Annotated in this window: 23 protein-coding genes and 1 tRNA gene; 11 read left to right on the top strand and 13 right to left on the bottom strand. The window is 72.4% G+C overall.

From position 1 onward, the window contains the following. Nucleotides 1–181: 181 nt before the first annotated feature. Together OCT49_RS19200 and OCT49_RS19195 are read left to right on the top strand one after the other, a co-directional pair. Nucleotides 182–1669 carry a sensor histidine kinase gene (locus tag OCT49_RS19200; protein WP_283853087.1) on the top strand — a complete coding sequence of 496 codons (1488 nt, stop codon included), beginning with the start codon at nt 182–184 and terminating at the stop codon, nt 1667–1669. After that, the gene (locus OCT49_RS19195; RefSeq protein ID WP_283853086.1) at nt 1666–2295 is read left to right on the top strand and encodes a response regulator; all 630 of its coding nucleotides are present in this window, start codon (nt 1666–1668) and stop codon (nt 2293–2295) included. Before OCT49_RS19200 ends, OCT49_RS19195 begins: the two co-directional genes overlap by 4 nt. A gap of 19 nt (nt 2296–2314) precedes the next feature. Here OCT49_RS19195 and OCT49_RS19190 read toward each other — a convergent pair whose 3' ends face one another. Then, the gene (locus OCT49_RS19190) at nt 2315–3223 is read right to left on the bottom strand and encodes a hypothetical protein (protein WP_283853085.1); all 909 of its coding nucleotides are present in this window, start codon (nt 3221–3223) and stop codon (nt 2315–2317) included. Between the two features lie 118 nt (nt 3224–3341). Here OCT49_RS19190 and OCT49_RS19185 point away from each other — a divergent pair, with 118 nt between their 5' ends. Next, nucleotides 3342–3839 carry a hypothetical protein gene (locus OCT49_RS19185; RefSeq protein WP_283853084.1) on the top strand — a complete coding sequence of 166 codons (498 nt, stop codon included), beginning with the start codon at nt 3342–3344 and terminating at the stop codon, nt 3837–3839. Nucleotides 3840–4008: 169 nt separating this feature from the next. Here OCT49_RS19185 and OCT49_RS19180 read toward each other — a convergent pair whose 3' ends face one another. After that, a complete protein-coding gene (locus OCT49_RS19180; protein WP_283853083.1) occupies nt 4009–4686 on the bottom strand; it encodes a pentapeptide repeat-containing protein in 678 nt (225 codons plus the stop codon). A 116-nt stretch (nt 4687–4802) separates the two neighbouring features. Between OCT49_RS19180 and OCT49_RS19175 the strand changes: the two genes are divergently transcribed. Next, entirely contained in the window at nt 4803–6008 is a 1206-nt protein-coding gene (locus OCT49_RS19175; RefSeq protein WP_283853082.1) for an NAD(P)-binding protein, read from the top strand. A 103-nt stretch (nt 6009–6111) separates the two neighbouring features. Here OCT49_RS19175 and OCT49_RS19170 read toward each other — a convergent pair whose 3' ends face one another. After that, a complete protein-coding gene (locus OCT49_RS19170; RefSeq protein ID WP_283853081.1) occupies nt 6112–6585 on the bottom strand; it encodes a GNAT family N-acetyltransferase in 474 nt (157 codons plus the stop codon). Between the two features lie 193 nt (nt 6586–6778). On the opposite strand from OCT49_RS19170, the gene OCT49_RS19165 reads away from it, so the two are divergent. Then, complete coding sequence (locus OCT49_RS19165; RefSeq protein ID WP_283853080.1) at nt 6779–8179, top strand: NAD(P)/FAD-dependent oxidoreductase; 1401 nt, start codon at nt 6779–6781, stop codon at nt 8177–8179. An 80-nt stretch (nt 8180–8259) separates the two neighbouring features. Here the strand turns inward: OCT49_RS19165 and OCT49_RS19160 are convergent, their stop codons facing one another. Further along, nucleotides 8260–10899 carry a CLIPPER-2 domain-containing protein gene (locus OCT49_RS19160; RefSeq protein WP_283853079.1) on the bottom strand — a complete coding sequence of 880 codons (2640 nt, stop codon included), beginning with the start codon at nt 10897–10899 and terminating at the stop codon, nt 8260–8262. A gap of 299 nt (nt 10900–11198) precedes the next feature. Between OCT49_RS19160 and OCT49_RS19155 the strand changes: the two genes are divergently transcribed. Next, complete coding sequence (locus OCT49_RS19155) at nt 11199–12935, top strand: thiamine pyrophosphate-binding protein (RefSeq protein WP_283853078.1); 1737 nt, start codon at nt 11199–11201, stop codon at nt 12933–12935. Next, complete coding sequence (locus OCT49_RS19150) at nt 12932–14188, top strand: Glu/Leu/Phe/Val dehydrogenase dimerization domain-containing protein (RefSeq protein WP_283853077.1); 1257 nt, start codon at nt 12932–12934, stop codon at nt 14186–14188. Before OCT49_RS19155 ends, OCT49_RS19150 begins: the two co-directional genes overlap by 4 nt. 388 nt (nt 14189–14576) lie before the next feature. Here the strand turns inward: OCT49_RS19150 and OCT49_RS19145 are convergent, their stop codons facing one another. Then, on the bottom strand, nt 14577–14957 hold the full coding sequence (locus tag OCT49_RS19145; RefSeq protein WP_283853076.1) for a hypothetical protein: 381 nt from the start codon (nt 14955–14957) through the stop codon (nt 14577–14579). A 167-nt stretch (nt 14958–15124) separates the two neighbouring features. On the opposite strand from OCT49_RS19145, the gene OCT49_RS19140 reads away from it, so the two are divergent. After that, nucleotides 15125–16099: an ArsR/SmtB family transcription factor gene (locus OCT49_RS19140; RefSeq protein ID WP_283853075.1), complete on the top strand. Its 975-nt coding sequence runs from the start codon at nt 15125–15127 to the stop codon at nt 16097–16099. A 47-nt stretch (nt 16100–16146) separates the two neighbouring features. Here OCT49_RS19140 and OCT49_RS19135 read toward each other — a convergent pair. Beyond that, nucleotides 16147–16220 (bottom strand) — tRNA-Thr (locus OCT49_RS19135). 179 nt (nt 16221–16399) lie between these two features. Between OCT49_RS19135 and OCT49_RS19130 the strand changes: the two genes are divergently transcribed. The 3 genes from OCT49_RS19130 to OCT49_RS19120 all read left to right on the top strand — a co-directional run bounded on the left by OCT49_RS19130 (nt 16400) and on the right by OCT49_RS19120 (nt 18923). Beyond that, a complete protein-coding gene (locus tag OCT49_RS19130) occupies nt 16400–17536 on the top strand; it encodes an ABC transporter ATP-binding protein (RefSeq protein WP_283853074.1) in 1137 nt (378 codons plus the stop codon). A 228-nt stretch (nt 17537–17764) separates the two neighbouring features. Continuing rightward, nucleotides 17765–18178 (top strand): hypothetical protein, encoded by a 414-nt coding sequence (locus tag OCT49_RS19125; protein WP_283853073.1) that lies wholly within the window; start codon nt 17765–17767, stop codon nt 18176–18178. Nucleotides 18179–18212: 34 nt separating this feature from the next. Beyond that, a complete protein-coding gene (locus tag OCT49_RS19120; RefSeq protein ID WP_283853072.1) occupies nt 18213–18923 on the top strand; it encodes a nucleotidyltransferase family protein in 711 nt (236 codons plus the stop codon). 286 nt (nt 18924–19209) lie between these two features. On the opposite strand, the gene OCT49_RS19115 is transcribed toward OCT49_RS19120, so the two are convergent. The 7 genes from OCT49_RS19115 to OCT49_RS19085 all read right to left on the bottom strand — a co-directional run bounded on the left by OCT49_RS19115 (nt 19210) and on the right by OCT49_RS19085 (nt 26435). Beyond that, nucleotides 19210–20901, bottom strand: coding sequence for a DoxX family membrane protein (locus OCT49_RS19115; protein ID WP_283853071.1), 1692 nt, complete (start codon nt 20899–20901; stop codon nt 19210–19212). 117 nt (nt 20902–21018) lie between these two features. Continuing rightward, nucleotides 21019–21975 (bottom strand): 23S rRNA (guanosine(2251)-2'-O)-methyltransferase RlmB, encoded by a 957-nt coding sequence (rlmB, locus tag OCT49_RS19110; RefSeq protein WP_148837186.1) that lies wholly within the window; start codon nt 21973–21975, stop codon nt 21019–21021. A gap of 96 nt (nt 21976–22071) precedes the next feature. Then, nucleotides 22072–23475, bottom strand: coding sequence for a cysteine--tRNA ligase (gene cysS / locus OCT49_RS19105; protein WP_283853070.1), 1404 nt, complete (start codon nt 23473–23475; stop codon nt 22072–22074). 94 nt (nt 23476–23569) lie between these two features. Next, entirely contained in the window at nt 23570–23974 is a 405-nt protein-coding gene (locus OCT49_RS19100) for a PPOX class F420-dependent oxidoreductase (RefSeq protein ID WP_283853069.1), read from the bottom strand. A gap of 195 nt (nt 23975–24169) precedes the next feature. Next, nucleotides 24170–24796 carry a 2-C-methyl-D-erythritol 2,4-cyclodiphosphate synthase gene (gene ispF / locus OCT49_RS19095; RefSeq protein ID WP_283853068.1) on the bottom strand — a complete coding sequence of 209 codons (627 nt, stop codon included), beginning with the start codon at nt 24794–24796 and terminating at the stop codon, nt 24170–24172. Nucleotides 24797–24833: 37 nt separating this feature from the next. Beyond that, nucleotides 24834–25580 (bottom strand): 2-C-methyl-D-erythritol 4-phosphate cytidylyltransferase, encoded by a 747-nt coding sequence (gene ispD / locus OCT49_RS19090; RefSeq protein WP_283853067.1) that lies wholly within the window; start codon nt 25578–25580, stop codon nt 24834–24836. A gap of 372 nt (nt 25581–25952) precedes the next feature. Next, the gene (locus OCT49_RS19085; RefSeq protein WP_283853066.1) at nt 25953–26435 is read right to left on the bottom strand and encodes a CarD family transcriptional regulator; all 483 of its coding nucleotides are present in this window, start codon (nt 26433–26435) and stop codon (nt 25953–25955) included. Nucleotides 26436–26635: the final 200 nt, after the last annotated feature.

The raw sequence follows: 26635 nt of genomic DNA, 5'->3' as shown, positions 1-26635 counted from the left end.
CGGTCCGCCCGGCCACCCGGCCGACTCCGCTTCGCCGCTGTTGTTGCTGCGGCGGCGGCAGGGGTGGGCGAGCCCGTTCGGCTCTGCCCTCCATGATCCGCCCCCCGCCGCCCCGTACGGTCGATGGACCGGCTCGAAGCCGGACGCGGGACGGCCGACGGTCCCATCAGCCGATCGGTTGATGCGGAGCCGCCCGTCCGGGGTGATCGTGGAGGTATCACGAGTGGGGAGCGAGAGGTACGAGGTGGAGCACCGACCCCGATCGGCACCCGGCACGGGCCGGCCGGACGACACCCCGGCCGACGCCCCGGGCGCACGGGGCGCGGCCACCGCCCGGCCCCTGCCCCGGGGCCACGACAGCCGCTCCCCCGGGACCGGCCGACCGCTGTCCGCGGGCAGCGACCGTCGCGCCCCCGCCGCCCGGACGCCCGATCCGGACGCCCGGTGGCTCACGCTCCTGATGCACGCCGCGTTCTTCCTGCTGCTAGGCGCCTCGCTCACCCGCTTCCTGCTGCGGCACCCCGGCGAGGCCCGCACCCCGTGGATCATCGCGCTCTCCGTCGCCCTGGCCGTGCTGTACGTGCTCGGGCCCGTGCTCGGCTCGCGTCCGACGCCGCGCTCCCTGGTGTGGCTGGGGGTGCTGGTCGCCGTGTGGATGGTGCTGGTGCTCCTCGCGCCGAGCTTCGCGTGGTGCGCGGTGCCGCTCTTCTACACCGGGCTGCGCATCCTCCCGCCGCGCGCCGCGCTCGCCCTCGTCTGTCTGCTCACCCTGTTCGTCGTCGCCGCGCAACTGCGGCTGGCCGAGGGCTTCGACCCGAACCTGGTGCTCGCCCCGCCCGCCGTGGCGGCCATCGCGACGGCGGTCTTCGTCCACATGCAGCGGCAGGCCGCGCGCCAGCGCGAACTGTCCGAGCAGCAGCGCGAACTGATCACCGACCTGCTGCGCACCCGCCGCGAGCTGGCCGCCACCGAACGCCGCGAGGGAACCCTCGCGGAACGCCAACGGCTCTCCATGGAGATCCACGACACCCTCGCACAGGGCCTGTCCAGCCAGCAGATGCTGCTCCAGGCCGCCGACCGCACCTGGGACACCGACCCGGCGACCGCCCGCCGCCACGTCCGTACGGCCACCACCATCGCGGAGAGCAACCTCGCCGAGGCCCGCCGCTTCGTCCACGACCTGGCCCCGGCCGACCTCGCGGAGGGCGGCGGTCTGGAGGCGGCCCTGCACGCCCTGGCCACCCGTGAGACGGCGCAGTCGCAGGGGCGGCTCACCGTCCACTGCCATGTGGAGGGGGAGGGCCACGCCGCGCTGCCCGACCGGGTGCAGTCCGCCCTCCTGCGCATCGCCCAGGGCGCGCTGGCCAACGTGAAGGAGCACGCGCACGCCACGGAGGCGGCGCTGACGCTGACCCACCTCGACGACCGGGTCGTCCTGGACATCACCGACGACGGGCAGGGCTTCGTGCCGCCCGGGGACACCGGCCCCGCCAGGGGTGTGCGCGGCCACGGGCTGCCCGCGATCCGGGCCCGGCTGCACCAGCTCGGCGGCACGCTGACGATCGAGTCGGCACCGGGCGAGGGCACGGTCCTGTCCGCCGCCGTGCCGCTCACCCCGGCCCCCGCCCCACCGACTGCCCCACCGACCGCCCCGGAGGACCTCGCATGACCGCGACGCCGCCCGTACGCATCCTGCTCTGCGACGACCACGTCGTCGTACGCGCCGGTCTGCTCGCCCTCCTCGGCAGCGAACCGGACATCGAGGTCGTCGGCGAGGCCGGCAGCGGCGAGGAGGCCGTCGCCCTGTCCGCCAAGCTCACCCCGGACGTCGTCCTGATGGACCTTCAGCTCGGCGAGGGCATCGACGGCGTCGAGGCGACCCGCCGCATCGCCGCCACCGGCGTCCACGTGCTGGTCCTCACGACGTACGACACGGACGCCGACATCACCCGCGCCATCGAGGCGGGCGCCACCGGCTACCTGTTGAAGGCCGAGCGCCCGGAGGAACTGTTCGCCGCGATCCGCTCGGCCGCCCAGGGCCGTACGACGCTCTCCCCGCCGGTGGCCAGCCGGGTCATGGCCCGGATGCGCAAGCCCCTGCCCACCCTCACCGACCGGGAGCTCGACATCCTGGCCCAGCTCTCCCAGGGCCTGGGCAACCGCGACATCGCCCGTGCCCTGTTCATCAGCGAGGCCACGGTCAAGACCCACCTGGGCCGGATCTACGACAAGCTCGGCGTCGACACCCGCGCGGGCGCCGTCGCTGTGGCGAAGGAACAGCGCCTGCTGCCGTGAGGGCCCTCGTCAGCCCCCGTCAGCCCTCGTCGAGGAGTTCGTCGGTCGTCTTCACCGTGAACGCCCGGTCGACCCAGAGGTCGAGCGTCCGCAGATCCCGGCACGAGCCGATCCGTTCCCGGACGGCGTCGCTCACGGCCACGCCCCGACGGTCCAGCATCCGCAGCACGCTCAGGGAACGCTCCTTCGCGATGCCTTCTTCCCGGCCTTCTTCCCGGCCCTCTTCGCGTCCCTCGTTGCGAAAACTCTCGGCGACGATGCCGCGGAAGTGGCTGAGGCTCGTGCTCATCAAATTCCTCCAGATCTCGCGGGCCGGGGTGTCACCCAACCCCGCCTCGGTGAATTCGGCGAAGATCGCCGCGGCATCGGCGTCCGTGGCCCTGAGCGCCAGGGCGAGGGCTTCCAGTATGACAGCGATGTCCCGATCGTTACCATGTGTGATCGCCGAGAACACCGCCATGGGGATGTCCTCGGCGGCCCGCGCGGCGTCCGTCACGGGGGGAACGTTGTGCGGCCCCAGGACCAGGGGGAAGACGGCAAGGCTCGGGTGCTTCTCCAGCCCGATGCGAATCGGCTCGGCCGCCCATTCGGCGGTCGCCTTGTCCCGGCAGACCACCAGCAGCACCGGCGGGTAACGGAACTTCGCGTACAAGTGGGCGAGGTAGTACGCCCAACTGCTCCGCTTCTCCGGGTCCTTCCTGCCCTGCGCCTCGATCGCCAGTAAGTAGCAGCTGCCACCCACGACATCGATCCGCAACAGCGTGTCGACGTGCCGCTCGACGGGACGCAGCTCGGTCAGGTCCGTATCCATGAGGGAAACGGCGACCGGCTCCGGAAAAGGCACACCCAGCGCCCGGAAAGCGCTGGTGAACAGCGTCGGATTCTCCTGGAAAATCCGATGCTGCGCTTCATGAGGTGAACTGACCATGCACAGAAAGATATGTGCCTGTCATATGCAGAATTCGGGTTTCCCCAATCTCTCACCTGATCGAGCGCACCGGCCCGCCCCGGCGTTGACGGTCCTGCGGGCATGACACCATCGAAGCGTGCTCGACATCGGCTACTCCCTCTCCCGGCGCTTCCCCGATCCGCCGCAGACCGACTACCGCCGCGCGGACGTCCACGCGCTGCGGCACGACCTGTTCTCCGGGGACGTCTACCTCGCGGACACCAAGGAGGACCGCGAGGTCTCCACGGCCTGGGGATGGGTGCCGGTGCTCGACTTCGCGTGGGCGCTGTGCGACATCGTCGAGCAGATCGACCAGGACCCGCGCGGCAACCGCTCGCACCGGCAGCAGTTCGCCGAGCTGGACTTCACCGAGTCGTCCGACCGGATGCTCTTCGAGCGCCGCTTCGGCTGGGTGGACATCGAGGCCGACTGGATGCCCGGCGACGAACCCCCGCTCACCTTCAGCCACTCGCTGCTGCGCCGCGAAGCCCGCGACTTCCTGCACGATCTGATCGCCGACCTCTCCGACATGCACGAGGGGCTCGCCGACAACCCCGTGATCTGGGACCTCCAGGCCCGCTTCCCCCGTATCTGATCCCGCGGGCCCCCGTACCCCGGGCGCCGACCGCCGTGCCCCGCCGGGCTCGTACCCCCGCGGGCCCCGTACCCGGGCGCCGGGCCGGGCCCGTACCCGTACCGCAGTCCCGTCCATCCCAGCCCAGCCCGCGCAGGCCCCCGCCCGGTCCGTGGTCATGGCATGGTCATTACGTCTCCACCCGCACCCCGATCTGCGCCGCGAACGCGGGTGCCAGTTCCATCAGCTGGACCGGGCTGATCACCGCGCCCGACAGCCGCTCCACCCCGCGCGCGATGTCCAGCTCCGCGACCGCGCGCAGGTCCACCGCGTCCATCCGCACGGAGCTGAAGTCGACCCGTCTCAGCACGCAGTCGCGGAACTCCACCCGCGTCAGCTGCGCGTCCCCGAAGTCCGGCTCGGAGAGCACACAGCCCTCGAACACCACGTCCTTGAGCCGCGCCTTCCGCAGATTCAGGTAGTCGATCTTCCCGCCGCGCACGAGCACCCGCTCCAGCACCGCGCCGTGCAGCTGCACCCCGCCCAGCCGCGCGTCCACCACCTCCACGTCGCGCAGCGACGCCCCCGCGAGGTCGGTGCCCACGCCCCGTACGCCCGTCAGCACCGAGTCGATGAACCGGGCCCTGCCCAGCTCCGTGCGGTCCAGCACGCAGCCGTCCAGCGCGCAGTCCATGAACCGGGCCCCGGGGCCCGAGCCGTCCGCGAGGTCCGTCCCCTCGAACCGCACCCCGTCGTAGTCGCCGTCCGGCTCCAGTCCCGCGCCGCCGTACGGGACGAGCGGCGGCAGCCGCACCTGCGGCCGCCGCGCCGTCGCGAGGGTGTCCGTCTTCCTGCTGCTGCGTGCCATGCCCCCATCGTGACCCACACCACTGACAACGCCCCCGCCCCGATGTCACGAACCGCGCCCCGCGAACCGTCCAGGGGGCGGCAGCACGCTCCAGCAAAGGAGAAGGAGACCGGGAGATGCAGCGCATCCACATCATCGGCGGCGGCCTCGCCGGGTTCACCGCGGCGATCACCGCCGCCGAGTCCGGCGTCCGGGTGACCCTCCACGAGGCCCACCACACCCCCGGCGGACGGGCCAGGACCGCCGAGGGCAGGTACCTCACCAACGAGGGGCCGCACGCCCTCTACTCCCGCGGTCCGCACTGGGCCTGGCTCGAACGGCGGGGGCTCCTCGGCGCCGTCGTCGGCGTGCCGCCCCTCGAAGGCGCCAGGCTCCGTTTCCGGCTCGGGGGCGCCCTGCGCCGCGTCCCGCCGCTCGCCCTCCTCCGGCTCGCCCGCCGGGGCGCGAAACACGCCCCCGTCGACGTCGACTTCCGCACCTGGGCGACCGGGCAGGTCGGCGAGGAGGCCGCCCGCACGGCCTCGCACTACGCCGCCGTGGCGCTCTTCCACCACGACCCCGGCGCGCTCTCCGCCGCGTTCGTCCAGGAGCGGCTGCACCGCGCCGCCGTGCTGCCGCCCGAGGCCCGCTACCCCGTCGGCGGCTGGGCCCAGGTCATCGACCGGATGGCGGCCCGCGCCTGGAACCTCGGCGTCCGGGTCGAGACGGCGTCCCGCGTCGACGCCGCCGGCCTCGCCGACCTGAGCCGGCAGGGTCCGGTGGTCGTCGCCACCTCCCTCGACTCGGCCCGCGGCCTGCTCGGTGACTCCTCGCTGGTCTGGGACAGCGGCAGGACCGCCCTGATCGACCTGGCCCTGCGCACCCGGCGCGGCGACGCGTTCGCCGTGTCCGACCTGGACGCCCCCGGCTGGATCGAGCGCTTCAGCGCCCAGGACCGCACCCTCGCGCCCGCCGGGCAGCAGCTCGTCCAGGGACAGTTCCCCCTCGCCCCGGAGGAACCCCGGTCCCTGGGCATCGCGCGGGCCGAGGAGGTCCTCGACCTCGGCTTCCCCGGCTGGCGGGAGCGCGTCGAGTGGCGGCGCGAGGCCACCTCGTCCGGCCGCACCGGCGCGGTCGACCGGCCCGGCACCACCTGGCGCGACCGGCCCGCCATCGACCGCGGCGACGGCATCTACCTCGCGGGCGACCAGGTCGCGGCGCCCGGCCTGCTCAGCGAGGTGTCGTTCAACAGCGGCCTGGAGGCGGCCCTGCTCGCCACCGGGGCGACGGAGACCCACCGCCCCCGCACCGGCCGCACCCGTCGCACCGCGACGGCGGGGTAGCCCGGCCCCGACCAGGCCGCCGCGGATCCGCACGGACCTGCGAACGGCGAAGCCGGGTGCTCCAGACCCCGGGACGGCCCGTCGGGGGGCGGGCCGTCCCGGCTCACCGCCCGCCGAGTCCGGCCAGCGCCCCGTCCGTCAGCCGGTACACCGTCCACTCGTCCTGCGGCCGGGCGCCCAGCGACTCGTAGAACGCGATGGACGGGGCGTTCCAGTCCAGGACCGACCACTCCAGACGCTGGTAGCCGCGCTCCACGCAGATCCGGGCCAGCTCCGTCAGCAGCGCCTTCCCGTGCCCGCCGCCGCGCCGCTCCGGGCGTACGTACAGGTCCTCCAGGTAGATGCCGTGCACCCCGCGCCAGGTGGAGAAGTTCAGGAACCACAGCGCGAAGCCGACCGCCTCGCCGTCGTCGTCCTCGGCGATGTGCGCGTACGCGGCGGGCCGCTCGCCGAACAGCGCCTCGTGCAGTTGCTCCTCGGTGGCCCTCACCTCGTCCAGGGCCTTCTCGTATTCGGCCAGCTCACGGACCATGGCGTGGATGACGGGGACGTCGGCAGGGGTGGCGGTACGAATCATGGGGGCAGGGTAAACGGGAACGTCTGTTCCGGTCCGCCCCGTCCCGAGGGCCGGACCTGGTGACGACCGCAGACAGCCCGGACCGGGACGAGAGCCCCCTCGGCGCAGTAACGTCCCGCCCGGAGAGCACACACCCTTCACCACGCCGCGGCGTCACACCGGACGGCGTCACACCGGACAAACCAGGGGCAGCATGAGCACCGTCAGCACCGTCAACGGCGGCATATCGTTCTGGTACGCGGACCAGGGCACTCCCCCCGCCCGGGAGCCCCTGCCCGGCGACACCACCGCCGACGTCTGCATCGTCGGGGGCGGATACACCGGGCTGTGGACCGCCTACTACCTCAAGAAGGCCGTCCCCTTCCTCAACATCACCATCCTGGAAGCCAGGTTCTGCGGATACGGCGCCTCCGGACGCAACGGCGGCTGGCTCTACAACGGCATCGCGGGCCGCGACCGCTATGCGAAGCTCCACGGCCACGAGGCCGCCGTCCGCCTCCAGCAGGCGATGAACGAGACCGTCGACGAGGTCGTGCGGGTGGCCGCCGAGGAGGGCATCGACGCCGACATCCACCGGGGCGGGGTCCTCGAAGTCGCCTACACGCCCGCTCAGTTGGCCAGGCTCAAGGACTTCCACTCGGTGGAGATCGCCTTCGGCGAGACGGACCGCGTCCTGCGCGGCGCCCGCGAGACCTGCGAACGCGTCAACGTCACCGGGGCCGTCGGCTCCACCTGGACCCCGCACGGCGCCCGGCTGCACCCGGTCAAGCTCGTCAAGGGCCTCGCCGCGACCGTCGAGGCGCTCGGCGTGACCATCCACGAGTCGACGCCCGTCACCGAGATCAGGCCCAAGCACGCCCACACCCCGTACGGCACCGTTCGCGCCCCGTACGTCCTGCGCTGCACCGAGGGCTTCACCGCGAGCCTCAAGGGCCAGCGGCGCACCTGGCTCCCCATGAACTCCTCGATGATCGTGACCGAGCCGCTGCCGCAGTCCGTCTGGGACACCATCGGCTGGGACGGCCGCGAGACCCTCGGCGACATGGCGCACGCCTACATGTACGCCCAGCGCACCGCGGACGACCGGATCGCGCTCGGCGGCCGGGGCGTCCCGTACCGCTTCGGCTCGGCCACCGACAACGACGGCCGCACCCGGCCCGCGACCGTCGAGGCGCTGCGCGAGATCCTCGTCCGGCTCTTCCCCACCACCGCGGGCGCCCGCATCGACCACGCCTGGTCGGGGGTGCTCGGCGTCCCCCGCGACTGGTGCGCCACCGTCACCCTCGACCGCTCCACCGGCCTCGGCTGGGCGGGCGGGTACGTGGGCTCCGGCGTCGCCACCGCCAATCTCGCCGCCCGCACCCTGCGCGACCTGATCCAGCAGGACTCCGGCCAGAGCGGCCCCACCGAACTGACCGAACTGCCCTGGGTCGGCCACAAGGTCCGCCGCTGGGAGCCGGAGCCCTTCCGCTGGATCGGCGTCCACGGGATGTACGCCGCCTACCGCTCCGCCGACCGCCGCGAACTCACCTCGCCGCGGGCCGGCACGGACCCGGTCGCGAAGCTCGCGGACCGGCTGGCCGGGCGGCACTGACGACCGGAACGACGCGTGGGCCCCGCCACCGGGGTGGTGGCGGGGCCCACGACGCGTTCGGCCGGCCCGGTGCGGGCGCGTCACTTCACGTGGCAGAGATCCTTGCCGTGGCACGGCTTCGGCTCGGGCTTGCAGTGCTCGCTGCCCTTGTGGTGCTTGCCGGGCTTGCTCGGCTTACCCGGTTTACCGGGCTTGTCGGGGCACGGCTTCGGCTTCGGGTCCGGCTTGGGCTTGCAGTGCTTGCCCTCGCACGGTTTCTTCCCGACGGTGACGCGGGCCCGGTCCTCGTTCGACCGGACGGTCCCGTTCTCGGCCGTGGCCACCGCGAGGTTGGTCACCTCGCCGCGCCGGGCGTCGGCGGCCGTGATCGTGTAGGTGCCGGTGCAGGTGGTGCTGTCACCGGCCTGCCCGGCCGGGGCGAGCGTGGTCGCCCCGCAGGTCACGCCCGTCGTCACCCGGTCGTCGGTGACCGAGACCCCCGTCAGTTCCTGGGAACCGGTGTTGGTGACGGTGTACGTGTACGTCACCTCGTCGCCGACCCGGTACACGCGCGAGGCGTCCACCGTCTTCACCAGGTGCAGCCCCGGCTCGGTCCCGGCCCTCAGGATGACCTCGTCGGGTTCCGACACCACCTCGGTGGAGCCGGACCGCCCGTGCGCGGCGGCCACGTTGATGACCGTGCCCCGCGCGGCGTCCGCCTCGGTGACGGTGTAGGTGCCGGTGCAGGTGGTGGAGGCCCCCGGGGCCAGCGTCGTCGCCCGGCAGGTCACGTCCGGTACGAGATCGTCGGTGACGCCGACGCCGGTCAGTGTGGCGTTGCCGGTGTTGGTGACGGTGTAGGTGTACGTCACCTCGTCGCCGGGACGGTACACCCGGGTGTCGTCGGCCGATTTCTCCAGCCGCAGCCCCAGTTCGGAGGCGACCAGCACGGTCACGTCGTCGGGCGCCGACTGCACCTGCGCGCCCCCGGACCGCCCGTGCGCGGTGGCGACGTTGGTGACCGATCCCTGCTCGGCGTCGGCGTCGGCGATCGTGTAGGTGCCGGTGCAGGTGGTGCTGTCACCGGCCTGCCCGGCCGGGGCGAGCGTGGTCGCCCCGCAGGTCACACCCGTCGTCACCCGGTCGTCGGCGATCGAGAGGTCCGTCAGCTGCTCGGGACCGGTGTTGGTGACGGTGTAGGTGTACGTCACCTCCTCGCCGACCTCGTACACGCGGGTGTCGTCGGCCGACTTCTCCAGCCGGATGCCGGGCCCGGCCCGGGTCTCCAGGGTGACGTCGTCGGGCGGTGAGTCGATCGGGTCGTCCCCGGACAGCCCGTGCGCGGTGGCGGTGTTGGTGATCGAACCGGCCTCGCCGTCCGCCTCGGTGACGGTGTAGCTGCCGGTGCAGGTCATCGTCTCGCCCACGGCGAGCGTGGTCCTCGGGCAGGTGATGCCGGTGACCCGGTCGTCGGTCACGTTCACGTCCGTCAGCGGGACGTTGCCGCTGTTGGTCACCACGTACTCGTAGGGCACCTCGGTGCCCGGCGTCACCGGGGTCGGCAGCGGCGGGTCCGAGGGGATCTGCTTGACCAGGTTGAGCTGGGGCAGTTCGGCGGCCGGATGGACGCTGAGGTTGCGGATGAGGTGGACGTCGGTGAACAGCCCGGTCGACGCGGCGAAGCCGAACTTGTAGGTCGAGGGCACCGGTTGGGGCGCCGGGGTGGACAGCACCTGCTGCGTCCCGTTGCCGTCGTGGAAGTCGATCGAGACCGTGATCACCGGGTTCGGTGCCGGGGAGACCTCGACGGTCACCGTGCGGCGCGAGGGCTCCAGCAGCGCCTCGGCCTCCTGCGGCGTGGCGTCCGCCGGGATCGAGGTGGTCGGCCCCTGCAACTGCCCCGGCAGCGTGGAGGGCCAGGGCCCGGTCGTCGAGAAGTTGCTGGTCGTCGCGTCGAGGAAGCAGTAGCCCTCGGTGCCGTCGCCCGGACCGCGCAGCGTCACCATGTTCGCGCCGGGCGCCGGGACGCGGAAGGCCGTACCGGCCGGGGAGCGGGTGGCGCAGCCGTTGCCGCGGTGCTCCCAGTCGCCGAAGTAGTTGCCGAGGACGTCCAGGCCGACGCCCACGTAACCGCTGTTGACCCCGGGCAGGAAGGTCGCGTCCGGGTTGTCGTCCGGGAGCTTCTGGGCGTAGCCGAGGCTGCCGCCGAAGGCCCCGGGCGCGGTCAGCGAGGCGGCGCCGTCGATGAGGAAGAACGAGATGCCGTCGGCCGGAGGGTTGGTCGTCCCGCCGTACTGCCACTGGTCGAAGGTCGTGACCAGCCCCTGGTTCGCCGGGAGTGCGTGGTTGTAGAGCACCGCGGCGGACTGGTCGTTGGACGCGTCGGTCAGCCGGAGGTAGCCGTGCGGCGCGGCGTCGTTCGGCGGGACGGGCCCGGTCGCGCCGGCCGGGCAGCCGGTGAGCGGGTGGGTGCCGGGGCCGGGCGCCGGGGCCTCGGGCGCACCGGTCAGACAGGCGGGCCCGAACGCCTCGAACTCCGCGATGGCGTCGGCCCCGGTGAACGTCTCGTCCACCAGCGGTACGCCCGCGGGCTGCGCGGCGGCCGTCTGAACGGGCAGCCCCAGACCGGTGGCCACCAACGCCAGCACTCCCAGCCCGCCCGCGGCCAACCGCCCCAGCCGACCCTGCCCACGCCCTCGCACCCGACTCCTGGTCGGCGCATCGAAATGTCTCAGCCTCATGCCGGGCAAGGTAGGGATCCGGCCCGGCCGCCGGACGTGACACGCACCGTGACCGCCGCCCGCCCACCGTCCGGCGTACGCATCCGAATGACGGCCGATATGACGGATAGGCCGAACGGCCCGAACAGTCCGAACGGTCCGACCGCCCCCGCACCGCGGCGTCCGCCCTCTCCTTCCCCCGCCTGACCAGTGGCGCGACCTCACCCCCACAACTGAACAAATGTTCAGTACTCGCGCGCATTGACAGGGGCCGCCCACACTCCAAATACTGACTGCTCATTCAGTAAGGAGCCCGTGCAGTGCCTGGAGAAACCCCGCCCGAACCGCCCGCGGCCACCCGCGCCCGGCCCTCGCGGAACGACCTCACCGGCGGGGAGGCCCTGGTGCGGGCGCTCGCCGCGCACGGCGTGACCCGGGCGTTCGGCATCCCCGGTACCCACAACCTGGAGATCTACCGGCATCTGGCCGCCCACCGCATCGACCACGTCAACCCCCGCCACGAACAGGGCGCGGGCTACGCCGCCGACGCCTATGCCCGGGTCAGCGACCGGCCCGGCGTGGCGATCACCACCACCGGCCCGGCCCTGCTGAACATCGCGGCCGCCGTCGGCCAGGCGTACTCCGACAGCGTTCCGCTGCTCGTCGTCTCGCCCGGCATGCCGCTGCGCCACCCCCGGCAGTCGACCGGCCTGCTGCACGAGACGCGCGGCCGGGCCGAGGTCCTGCGGGACGTCGCGGCCGTCAGCCACCGGGTGTCCTCGGTCGAGGAGATCGGGGCGGCGGTCGCCCGCGCCTTCACCCTCTTCCGCACGCGGCGCCCCCGGCCCGTGCACATCGAGATACCGCTGGACCTGCTCACCGCCGTGGAACCGGCCGGACCGGTACGGACCGCCCCGCCCCTCTCCCCCGCAGCGGCGGACCCGGACGCGCTCGCGGCGGCGGCCGGGGCGCTGCGTGCGGCCGTGCGGCCCGGGATCGTGCTCGGTGGCGGGGCGCGCGGGGCCGCCGCCGAGTGCCTGCGGCTGGCCGTGGAACTGGGCGCGCCCGTGGTGACCTCGGCCAACGGCAAGGGGATCGTCGCGGAGACCCATCCGCTGTCGCTCGGCGTCTCCCTGCACAGCCCGGCCGTGCGGCACTGGCTGGCGGAGTGCGACGTGGTGCTCGCCGTCGGCACCGAACTCGCCGAGTCCGACCTGTGGGAGCCGCTGCCCGCGCTCGGCGGCACCCTCGTCCGGGCCGACATCGACCCGGCGCAGATGTACGCGGAACCGCCCGCCGACGTCCCCCTGGTCGGCGACGCCCGCCCCACCCTGCACGCCCTCATCGCGGCCCTGTCCGAATCCGCCCCTGACCCCGCGCGCGCCGGAGCCGACCCCGCACGCCCCGAAGCCGACCCCGCGCGCGCCGGAGCGTCCCAGGCTGTGGAAGCGCACCAGGCCGTCGAAGCCCACCGGGTCGTCGCCGCGCTGCGGGAGGAGCGGAACGCCGAGTCCCACAGCCGGGACGCGCATCTGCTGCCGTACCTGGCGGCGATCGGGTCGGTGCTCCCCGCGAACGCGGTGCTCACCTCCGACAGCGCCCAGTGCTGCTACTACGGCGCGCTCCCGCACCTGCCGATCACCCCCGAGGGCCGCTACCTGCACCCGACGGGCTTCGGCACGCTCGGCTACGCGCTGCCCGCCGCCATCGGCGCCAAGGTCGCCGACCCCACCCGCCCGGTCGTCGCGCTGAGCGGCGACGGGGGCCTCCAGTTCTCCGTGCAGGAACTGGCCACCGCCGTGCAGTTGGGCTTCCCGCTGCCCGTCGTGGTCTTCGACAACGGCGGCTACGGCGAGATCCGCGACGAGATGGTGTCCCGCGGCGACCGCCCCATCGCGGTGGACCTGCCGCGGGTCGACCTGCCCGCCCTGGCCCGCGCCTACGGCGGCCACGGCACCCGCGCCGACTCGCCCGAGGCGCTCGCCGGGGCCCTGCGCCGGGCCCTGGACACCCCGGGCCCCACCCTCATCACCGTCCCCCAGGAGCTCCCGCGATGACCACCTCCCCGACCACGTCCCCGACCGCCTCGCCGGCCTCCCCCCTCCCCCCGCCGATATCCCCCTTCACCCCGCTGGTCTCCCTCACCTGGACCGACGAGGAGACCGGCCACCAGGGGCACCTGGTGATAGACCGGCTGGTGCGCGGCGTCTCCAGCGGCGGCCTGCGGATGCGCGCCGGCTGCACGCTGGAGGAGGTCACCGGCCTGGCCCGGGGCATGTCGATGAAGGAGGTGCTGCACTACGACCCGCGAAACCGCTACATCCCGCTGGGCGGCGCCAAGGGCGGCATCGACTGCGACCCCCGCGACCCCGCCGCCTACGGTGTCCTCGTCCGCTACCTGCGTGCCGTGCGCCCCTACGTCGAGCAGTTCTGGACCACCGGCGAGGACCTCGGGCTGACCCAGGACCTCGTGGACCGGGCCGCCGCCGAGGCCGGCCTGGACTCCTCCATCCAGGCCGTGTACCCGCTCCTCGACGACGAGGAGGCCGCCCGGCGGCGCCTCGCCGACGCCTTCGCCATCGACGTGGACGGCATCGGCCTGGACGAACTGGTGGGCGGCTGCGGCGTCGCCGAATCCGTGCTCACCGCGCTGGACCGGGCCGGGGTCGCCCACCGGGGCATCCGCGTCGCGGTGCAGGGCTTCGGCACGATGGGCGGCGCCACCGCCCGCTTCCTGGACCGGGCCGGACTGCGCGTCGTCGCCGTCGCCGACGTCAAGGGCACCGTCGCCAACCCCGCGGGACTGGACGTCGAGGCGCTGCTCGCCGCCCGCGACGGCCACGGCGCGGTGGACCGTGCGGCACTCCGCCCCGAGGACCGCGAGCTGCCGGCCGACGCCTGGCTGACGACCGGGGCGGAGGTGCTGGTGCCGGCCGCCGTCTCGTACGCCATCGACACCACCAACCAGGCCCGGATCACCGCCCGTTGGGTCGTCGAGGCCGCCAACATGCCGGTGCTCCCGGAGGCGGAGGCGCTGCTCGCCGCCCGCGGCATCACCGTCCTGCCGGACGTCGTCGTCAACTCCGGCACCAACGCCTGGTGGTGGTGGACGCTCTTCGGGGACATCGGCGCCGACGCCGACGAGGCGTTCGCCCACACCCGCCGGTCGATGCGCACCCTGGTCGATCTGGTGCTGACCCGCGCCGAGGCCGAGAACCGCACCCCCCGGGCCGCCGCGCACGCCCTGGCCGCCGACCGGCTCCCGCTCATCGCGGAACGCTTCGGATCGTTCCGCCGACCGGCCCGCTGACCATTCGGCCGAACGTTTCGCCACATTCCACGAATTCCTTCCCGCCGACCCCCGTCGATTCCCGCCAACTTTCCCTCGACTTCCCGCCGACTTCCCGCCGACTTCCCACTGGCTTCCCGCCTCTTTCCCGCCCCGGCGCACGCGCGGGCGCACACACTGGCGTACATCCCGAAGAAAACGTGCCGCGCACATGCCGGATCCCTGCGATCCTGAGCAGAAAACTCGAAAAGGCTTGCGGGGGAATCGACTTTCGATTCCCCCGCAAGCCCTGGGCGGGATTCAGCGAGAACCCTCACCGGGAACCCCTCGGATCTCCAGGAACACCGGAGCCCTCACCCCGTCCGGACGGCCCGGACGCCCCGGACGGCCCGGACGCCCCGCACGACCCTTACTTGACGAGCCGGATGGAGTTGTACGGGGTGTAGTCGTAGTCGGCGTACGTGTTGGCCTTCTGGTGCCCGCCGCAGTTGTTGCCGGCCGCGTCATAGCAGTTGCGGGCGGTGGCGCCGCCGGTCTGGTGGTTGTAGATCCGCTTGACGCCGTACTGGTTGTAGATCTTGTGGACGCCGTAGGAGTAGAAGATGTAGGTGGGCTTGTCGTTGGCCCAGCTGCCGTTCGGGTAGAGGCAGACGGCCCCGGACGGGCAGCCGTGGATCGTGGCCGCCGCTCCCGCCGCGGCGGCGCTCCCGCCGAGCGTCAGCACCGAACCGGCGGCGAGCACGGCGGCTGCCGCGACGGTCCTGGTGATCGCGTTCCGGACCTTGCGCATATGCGATTCCCCCTTTTTCCGATGCCGCGTCCCCCGTTCGAGAACCACGGATCCCCTGTTTCTTCCGCTCATTCCTGAGCTCCCCACATAATGGAAGCGAAGGTCGCCGGGGGGCGAACGGTTTGCACCACGGGGAAAACAGTTCGAAGCACCTATCGGGGGGACCGATGGAACTGCGCATCCACTTCACTGCGGACGACCTGGCACGGACCACGGTGGCCACCCGGCCGGACGACATGTGGGAATTGGTCAACAGCCTCCACATTCTCCAGTCCCCGCGGCCACCGTCGGAGTACGGGCCCTGGCTGCACCACGTCCGGACCCGATTCACCGAACGGGACCTCAGATCCCTCGTCCGGTACGTGACCGCTCTCGTCCCGTACCGGGGGGCCTTCCCCGATTTCCTCACCCCGTCGGGCGCGGACGGTTTCGAGGCCGCGCTCGACCTCGTCCGCGCCACCCCGGCCGCCCGGCTCCGCGAGGAACTCGCCGTCCACTTCCGGCACCGCACCCCGCCCCCGTGGGCCCGCCTGCTCGCCGACGGCGACCGCCACGCCCGGCAGGAACTCCAGGACGCCCTCACCACGTACCACCGCGAACTGCTCGCGCCCCAACTCCCCGTGATCGGCGAGACGTTCCACCTCGCACGCGCCCAGCACAGCCGGGACATCCTGGCGGGCGGCGTCGAACAGCTCCTGCACACCCTGCCGCCGTCGATCCACTGGCGGTCCCCGACCCTGGTCGCCGACTACCCGCGCGACCGCGACCTGCACCTGCGCGGCCGGGGCATCACGCTGATCCCCTCGTTCTTCTGCACGAAGTGCCCGATCACGCTCATCGATCCGGACCTTCCCCCCGTCCTGGTCTACCCCGTCACCGGCCGCCCCCTGCCGGAGACGGGACCCGAGGGCCTGACCGACCTGCTGGGACGAACCCGCGCCCTGGTCCTCCAGGCGCTGACCCCGCCCTGCTCGACCGGCGAACTGGCCGTCCGCACCGGCGTGTCCATCGGCACCGCGAGCAAGCACGCCTCGGTCCTGCGCCGCGCGGGACTCGTCACCAGCACCCGGAAGGGCTGCATGGTGCTGCACGCCCTGACCCCACTCGGCCACGCCCTGACCCGCCCCCGCCGCGTCCGCTGAACGGAAGAAGCCCAGGCCAGAAGAGATCCGACCTGGGCTTCACGTCGAGCCCCCTGTCGGATTCGAACCGACGACCTACGCATTACAAGTGCGTTGCTCTGGCCGGCTGAGCTAAGGAGGCATGCCGAAGCAGTGTAACCAACACCTCGCCCCGGGAGGCCCCGAAATTTCCCGGCCTTCGAACTACTGACAGATTCGAAATGGCCAGGTAGCGTCGCGGAAGGTTCACTCAAGTGGACCAGACCACTCCCTTACTCGGATCGTCCGGCACGTTCCTGCCGGTGGAGGAGAAGATTCAGCATGGCCAGTGTCACGTTCGACAAGGCGTCCCGCGTCTACCCCGGCTCCACGAAGCCGGCCGTGGACCAGCTGGAGATCGACATCGCGGACGGCGAGTTCCTCGTCCTCGTCGGCCCCTCCGGTTGTGGCAAGTCGACCTCCCTGCGCATGCTCGCGGGTCTCGAGGACGTCAACGGCGGCGCGATCCGCATCGGTGACCGCGACGTCACGCACCTGCCGCCGAAGGACCGGGACATCGCCATGGTGTTCCAGAACTACGCGCTCTACCCGCACATGACCGTCGCGGACAACATGGGCTTCGCGCTCAAGATCGCCGGGGTCAACAAGACCGAGATCCGGGCGAAGGTCGAAGAGGCTGCCAAGATGCTGGACCTCACCGACTACCTGGACCGCAAGCCGAAGGCGCTCTCCGGTGGTCAGCGTCAGCGTGTGGCGATGGGCCGCGCCATCGTGCGCGAGCCGCAGGTCTTCCTCATGGACGAGCCGCTGTCGAACCTCGACGCCAAGCTCCGCGTCTCCACCCGTACGCAGATCGCCTCGCTCCAGCGCCGCCTGGGCATCACGACCGTGTACGTCACCCACGACCAGGTCGAGGCCCTCACCATGGGCGACCGGGTCGCGGTCCTCAAGGACGGTCTGCTCCAGCAGGTCGACTCGCCGCGCAACATGTACGACAAGCCGGCGAACCTCTTCGTGGCCGGCTTCATCGGCTCCCCGGCCATGAACCTGGTCGAGGTCCCGATCACCGACGGCGGCGTGAAGTTCGGCAACAGCGTCGTCCCGGTCTCCCGCGAGGCGCTCTCCGCCGCCGCGGACAAGGGCGACACGACCGTCACGGTCGGCATCCGCCCCGAGCACTTCGACATCGTCGAGCACGGCGGCGCCGCCGCGAAGTCCATGTCCAAGGACAGCTCGGACGCCCCGGCCGGCCTGGCCGTCTCGGTCAACGTGGTCGAGGAGCTCGGCGCCGACGGCTTCGTCTACGGCTCCGCGCGGGTCGGCGGCGAGGACAAGGACCTGGTCGTCCGCGTCGGCGGCCGCGCCGTCCCGGAGAAGGGCACCAAGCTCCACGTCGTGCCGCGCCCGGACGAGCTGCACGTCTTCTCCACCTCGACGGGCGCCCGCCTCACCGACTGACGCCGACGTCCCGCAGCACCGCGCGAACGGCCTCGCACTCCCGGGAGTGCGAGGCCGTTCGCGCGTCACGGGGCGGTTTCGGGTTTGGGACGCGTGCCCCCGGATTCCCCGGCACACCGGGCATTTCGGCGCCGCGCGTCAACCCGGGATTCGAAAAGCACTCTCGAACCTTCCCCCTCAAGGGTGACGAAATGTCGCCATATCATTACTGCCCGCTACGCTCGCTGCGTGACCCAGACTGCGCGCCGCATCGGCCGATCCCTCGCCTTCGTCCTGCCCGTCGTGATGGTCCTCTCCGGGACCCTCGCCGTCACCAGCGTGCCGTGGGCGGCGAACAACTCCGAGCCGCAGGTCCTGACCGCGTCGGCTCACGACATCTCGAAGCGCGCCGAGGCGCGCGCCCCGCAGGACGTCCTGCGCGACCGGCTGCTCGTGGAGCTCCGGGAGAAGGACCCGGGCGTCGCGCTGACGGACCTCCAGCGCTCCGTCGAGGGCCGTCCCTCGCTCGCCCGGCACTGCATGTCGATCGCGAAGGCACTGGGCCGCGCCGCGGTCGACAAGTACGGCCCCACGCGGGCCCACCGGTTCTCCCGCCCCGTCTGCGACACCTCCTTCGCCTCGGGGGTCGCACAGTTCAGCTGACCGGACGTTCCGGGCACCGCCTATCGTGCCTGGCATGCATACGTATCCGACGCAGGCCGTGGTCCTGGCAGGCGGCCAGGGGTCGCGCCTGCGCCCGTACACCGATGACCGCCCCAAGCCGATGGTCGAGATCCCGGGCACCGGGACTCCGATCATCGGCCATCAGCTTTCCTGGCTGGCCGCCGAGGGCGTGACCGACGCCGTGGTGTCGTGCGGTCACCTGGCCGAGGTGCTGCAGGAGTGGCTGGCCTCCGCGGTGCTGCCGCTGCGCGTGACCACCGTCGTGGAGTCCGAGCCGCTGGGACGCGGCGGCGGACTGAAGTACGCGGCCGCCCGGCTGCCCGACCCCGAACAGCCCTGGTACGCCACCAACGGCGACATCTGGACGCGCTTCTCCCTGCGCGAGATGGCCGCGTTCCACACCGAACGCGACGCGACCGCCACCCTGGCCCTGGCCCGTCCCCGCATCCCCTGGGGTGCCGTGGAGACGGACGCGTTCGGGCACATCACCGACTTCATCGAGTCGCCGCCCTCGCCGTACCTGATCAACGCCGGGGTGTACGTCTTCTCCCCGGCGTTCACGAAACTGCTGCCGGACCGGGGCGACCACGAGCGGACGACGTTCCCCGGGCTGGCCCGTGAGCGCAGGCTCGCCGGGTACCCGCTGCCGCAAGGGGCGTACTGGCGGGCCATCGACACGGCGAAGGACCTGACCGAGGCGGCCAAGGAACTCGGCGCCCGATAGGAAGCAAGCGGTCACGACAGGAAGCAAGCGGTACGGGGCGGCGGAAAGCCGTGCCGAAGCGGCGGGAAGCCCGCCCAGAGCCACGAGAAGCCCGTACCGGAGCCGCAGGAGGGCCGTACGGGGCGGCAGAGGCAGTACGGGTGGCAGCGGACAGGCGTCCGCCTCAATCGCACAAAAGGGGCGGTCACCGGAACGAACCGGTGACCGCCCCTTTGCGTGCCGGGTCGGCGTACGGGCCGTGGGCCGGGCCTCCCCGCCCGGTACCCACGGCCCTGCCATCGGTGGCTCAGCCGAGCAGGCCGCCGATGGGGTTCTGGCCGCCGGAGGAGGAACCCCCGGTGGAATCGCCGTCGTCCGGGCCGCCGCCGGAGGAACCGCCACCCGTGCCCGTGGAGCCGGAGGACGTCGGGCCCGAGCTGCTGGCGGCCGGGGGCTCCTGCGGTGCCGTCTGCGGCGGCACCTGCTGGCTCGTGCCCTGCGTCTGGCTGGGCTGCCCCGCCCCGGCCGTCCGGCCGGACGACTCGCGGACGGTGTCCGAGGCGGGCGTGGACGCTCCCGCCGTGGGGGTGGTGGGGGCGACGCTGCGGGACGGTACGGGCCGCTCGCCGGCGGGCGACTGCGTGGCCCGGCCGCTGCGGGACTCCTCGGGCAGCGGGGAGCCGGGCAGCCGGTTGGTCGGCTCGCCGTTCGGGCCGGGCACGGTGACGACCACGGAGGAACGCACCGCGCCACCGAGCAGGGAACCCACCAGCAGGGTGAGGCCGACGACGACGGAGGCCACGACGGCCCCCCGGCGCAGCACCCGGCGGCGCAGCTCCCAGATCGCCGAGCGCGGGCCGAGCCTGCGCCACGCCTCGCCCGCGAGCCGCCCGTCGACGGAGTAGACCGGCGCGCCCGCGATGATCAGCGGGCTCCAGGCGGCGAGGTAGATGATGTCCGGCGCGTCGTAGACGGCGACGCTGCGCCAGCTGACGGTGACCAGCAGGGCGGCGGACAGGAGCGCGCCGACCGCGGCGGAGACCCGCTGCCAGAGGCCGAGGACGGTGAGCACCCCGACGACGACCTGGAGGAAGGCGACGGTCAGCCCGGCACCGACCGGGTGGGAGAGCGCGAAGTCGCGCAGCGGCTCGGCCGTCTCCCAGGGGTGCAGCGCGTTCAGCCACTTGACCATGGAGCCGCGCTCACCGCCGTCGAAGAAGACGGGGTCGCACAGCTTGCCCATGCCGGCGTAGATGGAGATGAAGCCCAGGAAGACCCGCAGCGGCAGCAGCACGACGCCGAGGTTCATCCGGCGGCCCGGGTAGTAGGCGTGCCGGACGGAGTCGCCGTGGCGCCCGCCCCGGTCCTCCGCCTCCTCGTAGCCGTCCTCGTCGAAACCGCCCTCGTCGAAGCCGTTCGCGGCGAAACCGCCCTCGTCGAAGCCGTCCGCCGCGAAGCCATTCGCCGCGTACGCCGGTGTTCCGTACGGCGGGCTGTCCACGGGGTCGTAGGCGCCGACCGCCCGACGCATGGGCGGCAGCAGGGGGCCGTTGCCGTAGGGGCCCGGCTGCTGGGGCGCGGTGATGACGGGGTTGGGCTGGGTCTCCTCCAGGCAGTCGATGCCGCCGGGGGTCTGCCCGCCGTCGAACTCCGGGGCCGCGTAGGGGTCGTAGGAGTCGTACCCGGCTCCCGGGCGGCCCGCGGTGGAGTTGCGCACGGCCTGGAGGAGCCCGGTGGCGCCGGGGTCGCCGGGGGCGGACCTGCCGCTCCACACGACGGGCGCGCGCCGGCCGCGCGCCGTCCCCGCGCCGGCGCTCATGGCAGGGATCCTGGGCGCGCCGACGGGCGCCAGACCGCGCAGCCGGGCGCGCTGGCCGGGGGCGAGCTGCACCCGGAAGCTGGCGTGGTTGACGATGACCTGCGCAGGATCGCAGTCCACCTTGGTCATGCTCAGGGCCGGTAGTTCGTCGAACCGAGGCGTTCTGGTGTCCACACTCATCTAACCGAGTGATGTGTGGTTAGGACACTGCCTTGACGGGCCCGATGTGTCCGAGACCCGTCAACGGGGTCCGGCGGGGGGCTGCTCCGGTCGGCCGCCCCCGGACGGGTGGGCCGCTCAGGCCCGGCGGCGGGCGACCTCGTACAGGACGATCCCGGCCGCCACCCCGGCGTTCAGCGACTCCGCGCCGCCCGGCATCGAGATGCGGACCCGGTAGTCGCAGGTCTCGCCGACCAGGCGGCCCAGGCCCTTGCCCTCGCTGCCGATGACGATGACGACGGGACCGGCGAGCTCCTCCAGGTCCTCGACGGTGTGCTCGCCGTCGGCGGCGAGGCCGACGACCGTGAGACCGGCCTTCTGGTAGCCCTCCAGGGCCCGGGTCAGGTTCGTCACCCGGGAGACCGGCGTGCGCGCCGCCGTGCCCGCCGAGGACTTCCAGGCGCCCGCCGTCATCCCGGCCGCGCGCCGCTCGGGCACGACCACGCCGTGGCCGCCGAAGGCGGAGACGGAGCGGACGATCGCACCCAGGTTGCGCGGGTCGGTGACCCCGTCGAGGGCGACGATGAGGGGGTCCTCGCCGTTGTCGTACGCGGCGGCGGTGAGGTCCTCCGGGTGCGCGTACTCGTACGGCGGGACCTGGAGGACGAGGCCCTGGTGGTTCAGGCCGTTCGTCATCCGGTCCAGCTCGGGGCGCGGGGCCTCCATCAGGTTGACGTTGCCGCGCGCGCCGGCGAGCTGGAGCGCCTCGCGGACCCGCTCGTCGTTGTCGATGTACTGCTGGACGTACAGGGTCGTCGCCGGGACGCCGTCGCGCAGGGCCTCGTAGACCGGGTTGCGGCCGACGACCATCTCGGAGGTGCCCTTGACGCCGCCGCGGCGCGGTGCGGGGCGGCGTGCCGCGGCCTGCTTGGCCTGGGCGTTGGCGATGCGGTTCTTCTTGTGTCCCTTGCGGGCGGAGGCCGGCGGCGTCGGGCCCTTGCCCTCCAGGCCACGGCGTCGCTGCCCACCGCTGCCGACCTGCGCGCCCTTCTTGTTGGACGTCCGGCGGTTCCTGCGCTGGCTGTTCCCGGCCATGACCTACCTGTTTCGTTGCTTCTCAGACATGTCTCTCGGACATGCGTGCGTAAGTGAAGTGTGCCGCCCGGAACGCCGGGCGGCACATGGGGGCGGCTACTGCCGCGGGCCGAGCGTCCACCGCGGCCCGGTCGGGCCGTCCTCGATGACGAGTCCGGACTGGCCCAGCTGGTCGCGGATGGCGTCGGCGGCGGGCCAGTCCTTGCGGGCGCGGGCGGCCTCGCGCTGGTCCAGCACGAGCCGTACGAGCGTGTCGACCACCCCGTGCAGGTCGTCGCCGCGGTCGCTCTCGCCCGCCCAGTGCTCGTCGAGCGGGTCGAGGCCGAGGACGCCGAGCATCGCGCGGACCTCCGCGAGCCGGGCGACGGCCGCCTCCTTGTCGTCGGCGGCGAGCGCGGAGTTGCCCTGGCGGACCGTGGTGTGGACGATCGCGAGCGCCTGCGGGACGCCCAGGTCGTCGTCCATCGCCTCGGCGAAGGCCGGCGGCACCTCGGTGGCGGGCTCGACCGTCTCGCCCGCCTTCTCGGTGACCCGCTGCACGAAGCCCTCGATCCGCGCGAACGCGGACTCGGCCTCGCGCAGGGCCTCCTCGCTGTACTCGATCATCGACCGGTAGTGCGGGGTGCCGAGGTAGTAGCGCAGCACGATCGGGCGCCACACCTTGACCATCTCGCTGACCAGCACGGAGTTGCCCAGCGACTTCGACATCTTCTCGCCGGCCATGGTGACCCAGCCGTTGTGCACCCAGTACTTCGCGAACTCGTCGCCGTACGCCTTGGCCTGGGCGATCTCGTTCTCGTGGTGCGGGAAGATCAGGTCGATGCCGCCGCCGTGGATGTCGAAGGCGGTGCCGAGGTACTTGTGCGCCATGGCGGAGCACTCCAGGTGCCAGCCGGGGCGACCGCGGCCCCACGGGGTCTCCCAGCTGGGCTCGCCCGGCCTGGCCGCCTTCCACATGGCGAAGTCGCGCTGGTCGCGCTTGCCGGTCTCGCCCTCGCCGGACGGCTGGCGCAGGTCGTCCAGGTCCTGGTTGGACAGCTCCAGGTAGCCGGGGAAGGAGCGCACGTCGAAGTAGACGTTGCCGTCGGCCTCGTAGGCGTGACCGCGCTCGATCAGACCCCGCATCATCTCGATCATCTCGGGGACGTGGCCGGTCGCACGCGGTTCGCAGGTCGGCGGGAGGCAGCCGAGCGCGTCGTAACCGGCGTTGAAGGCCCGCTCGTTCTCGTACCCGATCGACCACCACGGGCGGCCCTGGTCGGCGGCCTTCGTGATGATCTTGTCGTCGATGTCGGTGACGTTCCTGATGAACGTGACGTCGTAGCCCCGGTACTCGAACCAGCGGCGCATGATGTCGAAGTTCAGCCCCGACCGGATGTGTCCGATGTGCGGGGCGGCCTGGACGGTCGCGCCACAAAGGTAGATCGAGACACAGCCCGCCGTGAGCGGGACGAAATCACGGGTCTGCCGGGCGCTGGTGTCGTACAGGCGAATAGTCACGCCTCAAGGGTAGTGGGCGCGCACCAGTGCCCCGCGACCCCTTGGGGATCGCGGGGAAAAAGTTTCTCGCGGCGGTGTTCCCGGCCGGGTGCCCTCAGAGGTGTCCGACGACCTTCCGCGGGGTGATCCGGACGACCACCCGCTGGGCGTCGTCGACGGACGAGGGGTTGAACTCCGCGTACTTCTTGCCGGTGTACTTCGTGGACAGCTCCTCGATGAGCTCCGGTCCGCCCTCGGTGGTCAGCTCGGCGGTGCCGCGGATCTCGGCGTACGTGTACGGGGCGTCGAAGGGCTGCACGACGACGGTGACCCGCGGGTCGCGGCGCAGGTTCTTCTCCTTGCGGCGGCCGACCGTCGTCGAGATGAGCACGTCGTCGCCGTCGCGCTTGACCCAGACCGGGGAGACCTGGGGACTGCCGTCGGGCTGGATGGTGGCGACGGTGACGAAGACCGGGGTGTCGAGAAGCGCCTTGAGCTTGTCGGAGAGGGCGGCGGTCATGGCGTAGGTCCTCCAGGGGATCGGTGTTGCTCCTACCCGTACCCCAACCCCGGCCCGGTCCCTCCGCTTCCCGGCCCTGCCCACCGGAAGGGTCAACACCGGCTACGACGGGCCCGGGCCGGGCTTGCGGCAGCGGTCCCGGCGGGTCAGGCCAGGTCAGGTCAGGACCGTACGGGCGCCAGGGCCGTACGAGTGTCAGCCCGTGCGGTACACCAGCGCGGTCGCGATCCCGGCGAGGCCCTCGCCCCGCCCGGTGAAGCCGAGCCCGTCGGACGTGGCGGCGGAGAGCGAGACGGGCGCTCCCACGGCGGCCGACAGCACCCGCTGCGCCTCCTCGCGCCGCTTGCCGATCTTCGGCCGTACGCCGACGACCTGGACCGCGACGTTGCCGATCCCGAAGCCCTCGGCCCGCACGATCCGCGCCGCCTCGGCCAGCAGGGTCACCCCGGCGGCGCCGGACCACTCGGGCCGCCCGGTGCCGAAGTGCTGCCCGAGGTCACCGAGCCCGGCGGCGGAGAAGAGCGCGTTGCACGCGGCGTGGGCGACGACGTCGGCGTCGGAGTGTCCGGCGAGGCCCGGCCCCTCGCCCTCCCAGAGCAGCCCCGCGCACCACAGCTCGCGGCCCTCCTCGAAGGCGTGGATGTCGGTGCCGATCCCGACCTGCGGGATCACCGGAGCGGGCCGTTCCGCAGAAGCCGCCCCTTCCGGGGCCGCCCCTTCGGAAGCCGCCACTCCGGGAGCCGCCACTCCGGAAACCGCCCCTTCGGAAGCCGCCACTCCGAGAGCCGGCTCCTCGGAAGCCGTGGCTCCAGGGGCCGCCATTCCGGGAATCATCGTTTCTTCAGAAGCCGCCGTCTCCTCAGAAGCCATCGTTCGCCCTCCTGCGCGCGAGTACCGCCTCGGCCAGCACCAGGTCCAGCGGCCGGGTCACCTTGAACGCCTCCTCGTGCCCGGGGACCACCACGACCGGCGCCCCGAGCCGTTCCACCATGCCCGCGTCGTCCGTGGCGCCCTCGCCGTCCACGGCGACGGCCGCGTGCGCGCGCACCAGCGTCTCCCGGTCGAAGCCCTGCGGGGTCTGCACCGCGCGCAGCCTGGCCCGCACGGGCGTGCCGAGCACCGGTTCCGCCTCCCCCTGCGCACCGGGCTCGACCTCCTTGACGGTGTCGGCGAGCGGCAGCGCGGGAACGACGGCGGGCGCCCCGTCGCGCACCGCCTCGATCACCGCGTCCACCGTGTCGACGGGCACCAGCGGGCGCGCCGCGTCGTGGACGAGGACGACGGAGACGTCCTCGGGCAGGGCCTCGACACCGAGGCGCACGGACTCCTGCCGGGTGCCGCCGCCGGGCACCACGAGGTAGTCGGTGCGCTCGGGCAGGGCGTGCTCGTCGAGCAGGTTCTTGACCTCGCCGGCGCCGTCCGGCGGGGCCACGACGACGACCAGGGAGACCGAGCGGGAGGCCGCCATGGCCCGTACCGCGTGGATGAGCATGGGCGTCCCGCCCAGCGCGCGCAGCGCCTTGGGGGCGCCGGGGCCGAGCCGCACGCCGCGACCGGCCGCGGGAATCACCGCTGCGGTGCGGTACGGACGCGATTGATCAGACATCGGTTGCACTCCGGAGCTTCGGCATGTTTGTTTCCACGGTCGACGTGGGTATGGCCACAAGCGAGCCGGGCGCCACGCCCCGATTCGACCGGGCCCTTTCCGTGACACCCGATCGAAATCGGACGAACCGCACCGGCCGCTCGGGATCGACTGCATCGGCCGCCTCGGCCGTACAAGATCACGAGCAACGTATCGGGGGCATCACCGATGAAGCCAACGCATCGGTGAATCGAAACGGAATCCGGACGGGCGGCGTTCCGAATCCGGACATGCCACACCGGGTCCGGACATGCCGCAATGCCCGGCGACATACCGTGAATTCGGTCGTCAGCGGGCACTGCGGCACATTTATTGCAACCGGTGCGAACCGGGTCAGGACGCGAGGACCTCGTCGAGCAGGGTCTCGGCCTTGTCCTCGTTGGTGTTCTCCGCGAGAGCGAGCTCGCTCACCAGGATCTGGCGAGCCTTGGCGAGCATGCGCTTCTCACCCGCGGACAGTCCGCGCTCACGCTCACGACGCCACAGGTCGCGCACCACCTCGGCGACCTTGATGACATCGCCGGAGGCGAGCTTCTCGAGGTTTGCCTTGTAGCGCCGGGACCAGTTCGTCGGCTCCTCGGCATACGGTGCGCGAAGCACCTCGAAGACCCGGTCCAGGCCTTCCTGCCCGACCACGTCGCGCACGCCCACGAACTCCGCATTGTCCGCCGGCACACGAACCGTCAAGTCGCCCTGGGCGACCTTGAGCACCAAGTAGGTCTTGTCCACGCCTTTGATCTGGCGAGTTTCGATAGCCTCGATCAGCGCGGCCCCGTGATGGGGATAGACCACGGTGTCGCCAACCTTGAACGTCATGTGACAGGTACCCCTTCCGTGGCTATCAAGAGTAACACGAGAACTGCTTCTCCTGAATGGCGTTTTCGCAGGTCAGGGCATATCTCGGGGCTTGACAACAGCGACGCGCACGTGCTGCGGAAGGCTCCCGGGAGGCGGTATTCGCAGGTCGGAGCGGTTGTGCGGGCGAGGTGAAACACGCACGTCACACGCCTCGGAAC

It is taken from the genome of Streptomyces sp. ML-6, assembly GCF_030116705.1.
GTDB lineage: Bacteria > Actinomycetota > Actinomycetes > Streptomycetales > Streptomycetaceae > Streptomyces.
The sequence above is the reverse complement of the archived record's forward strand: the minus strand, read 5'-3'. Positions and strand labels throughout refer to the sequence as shown.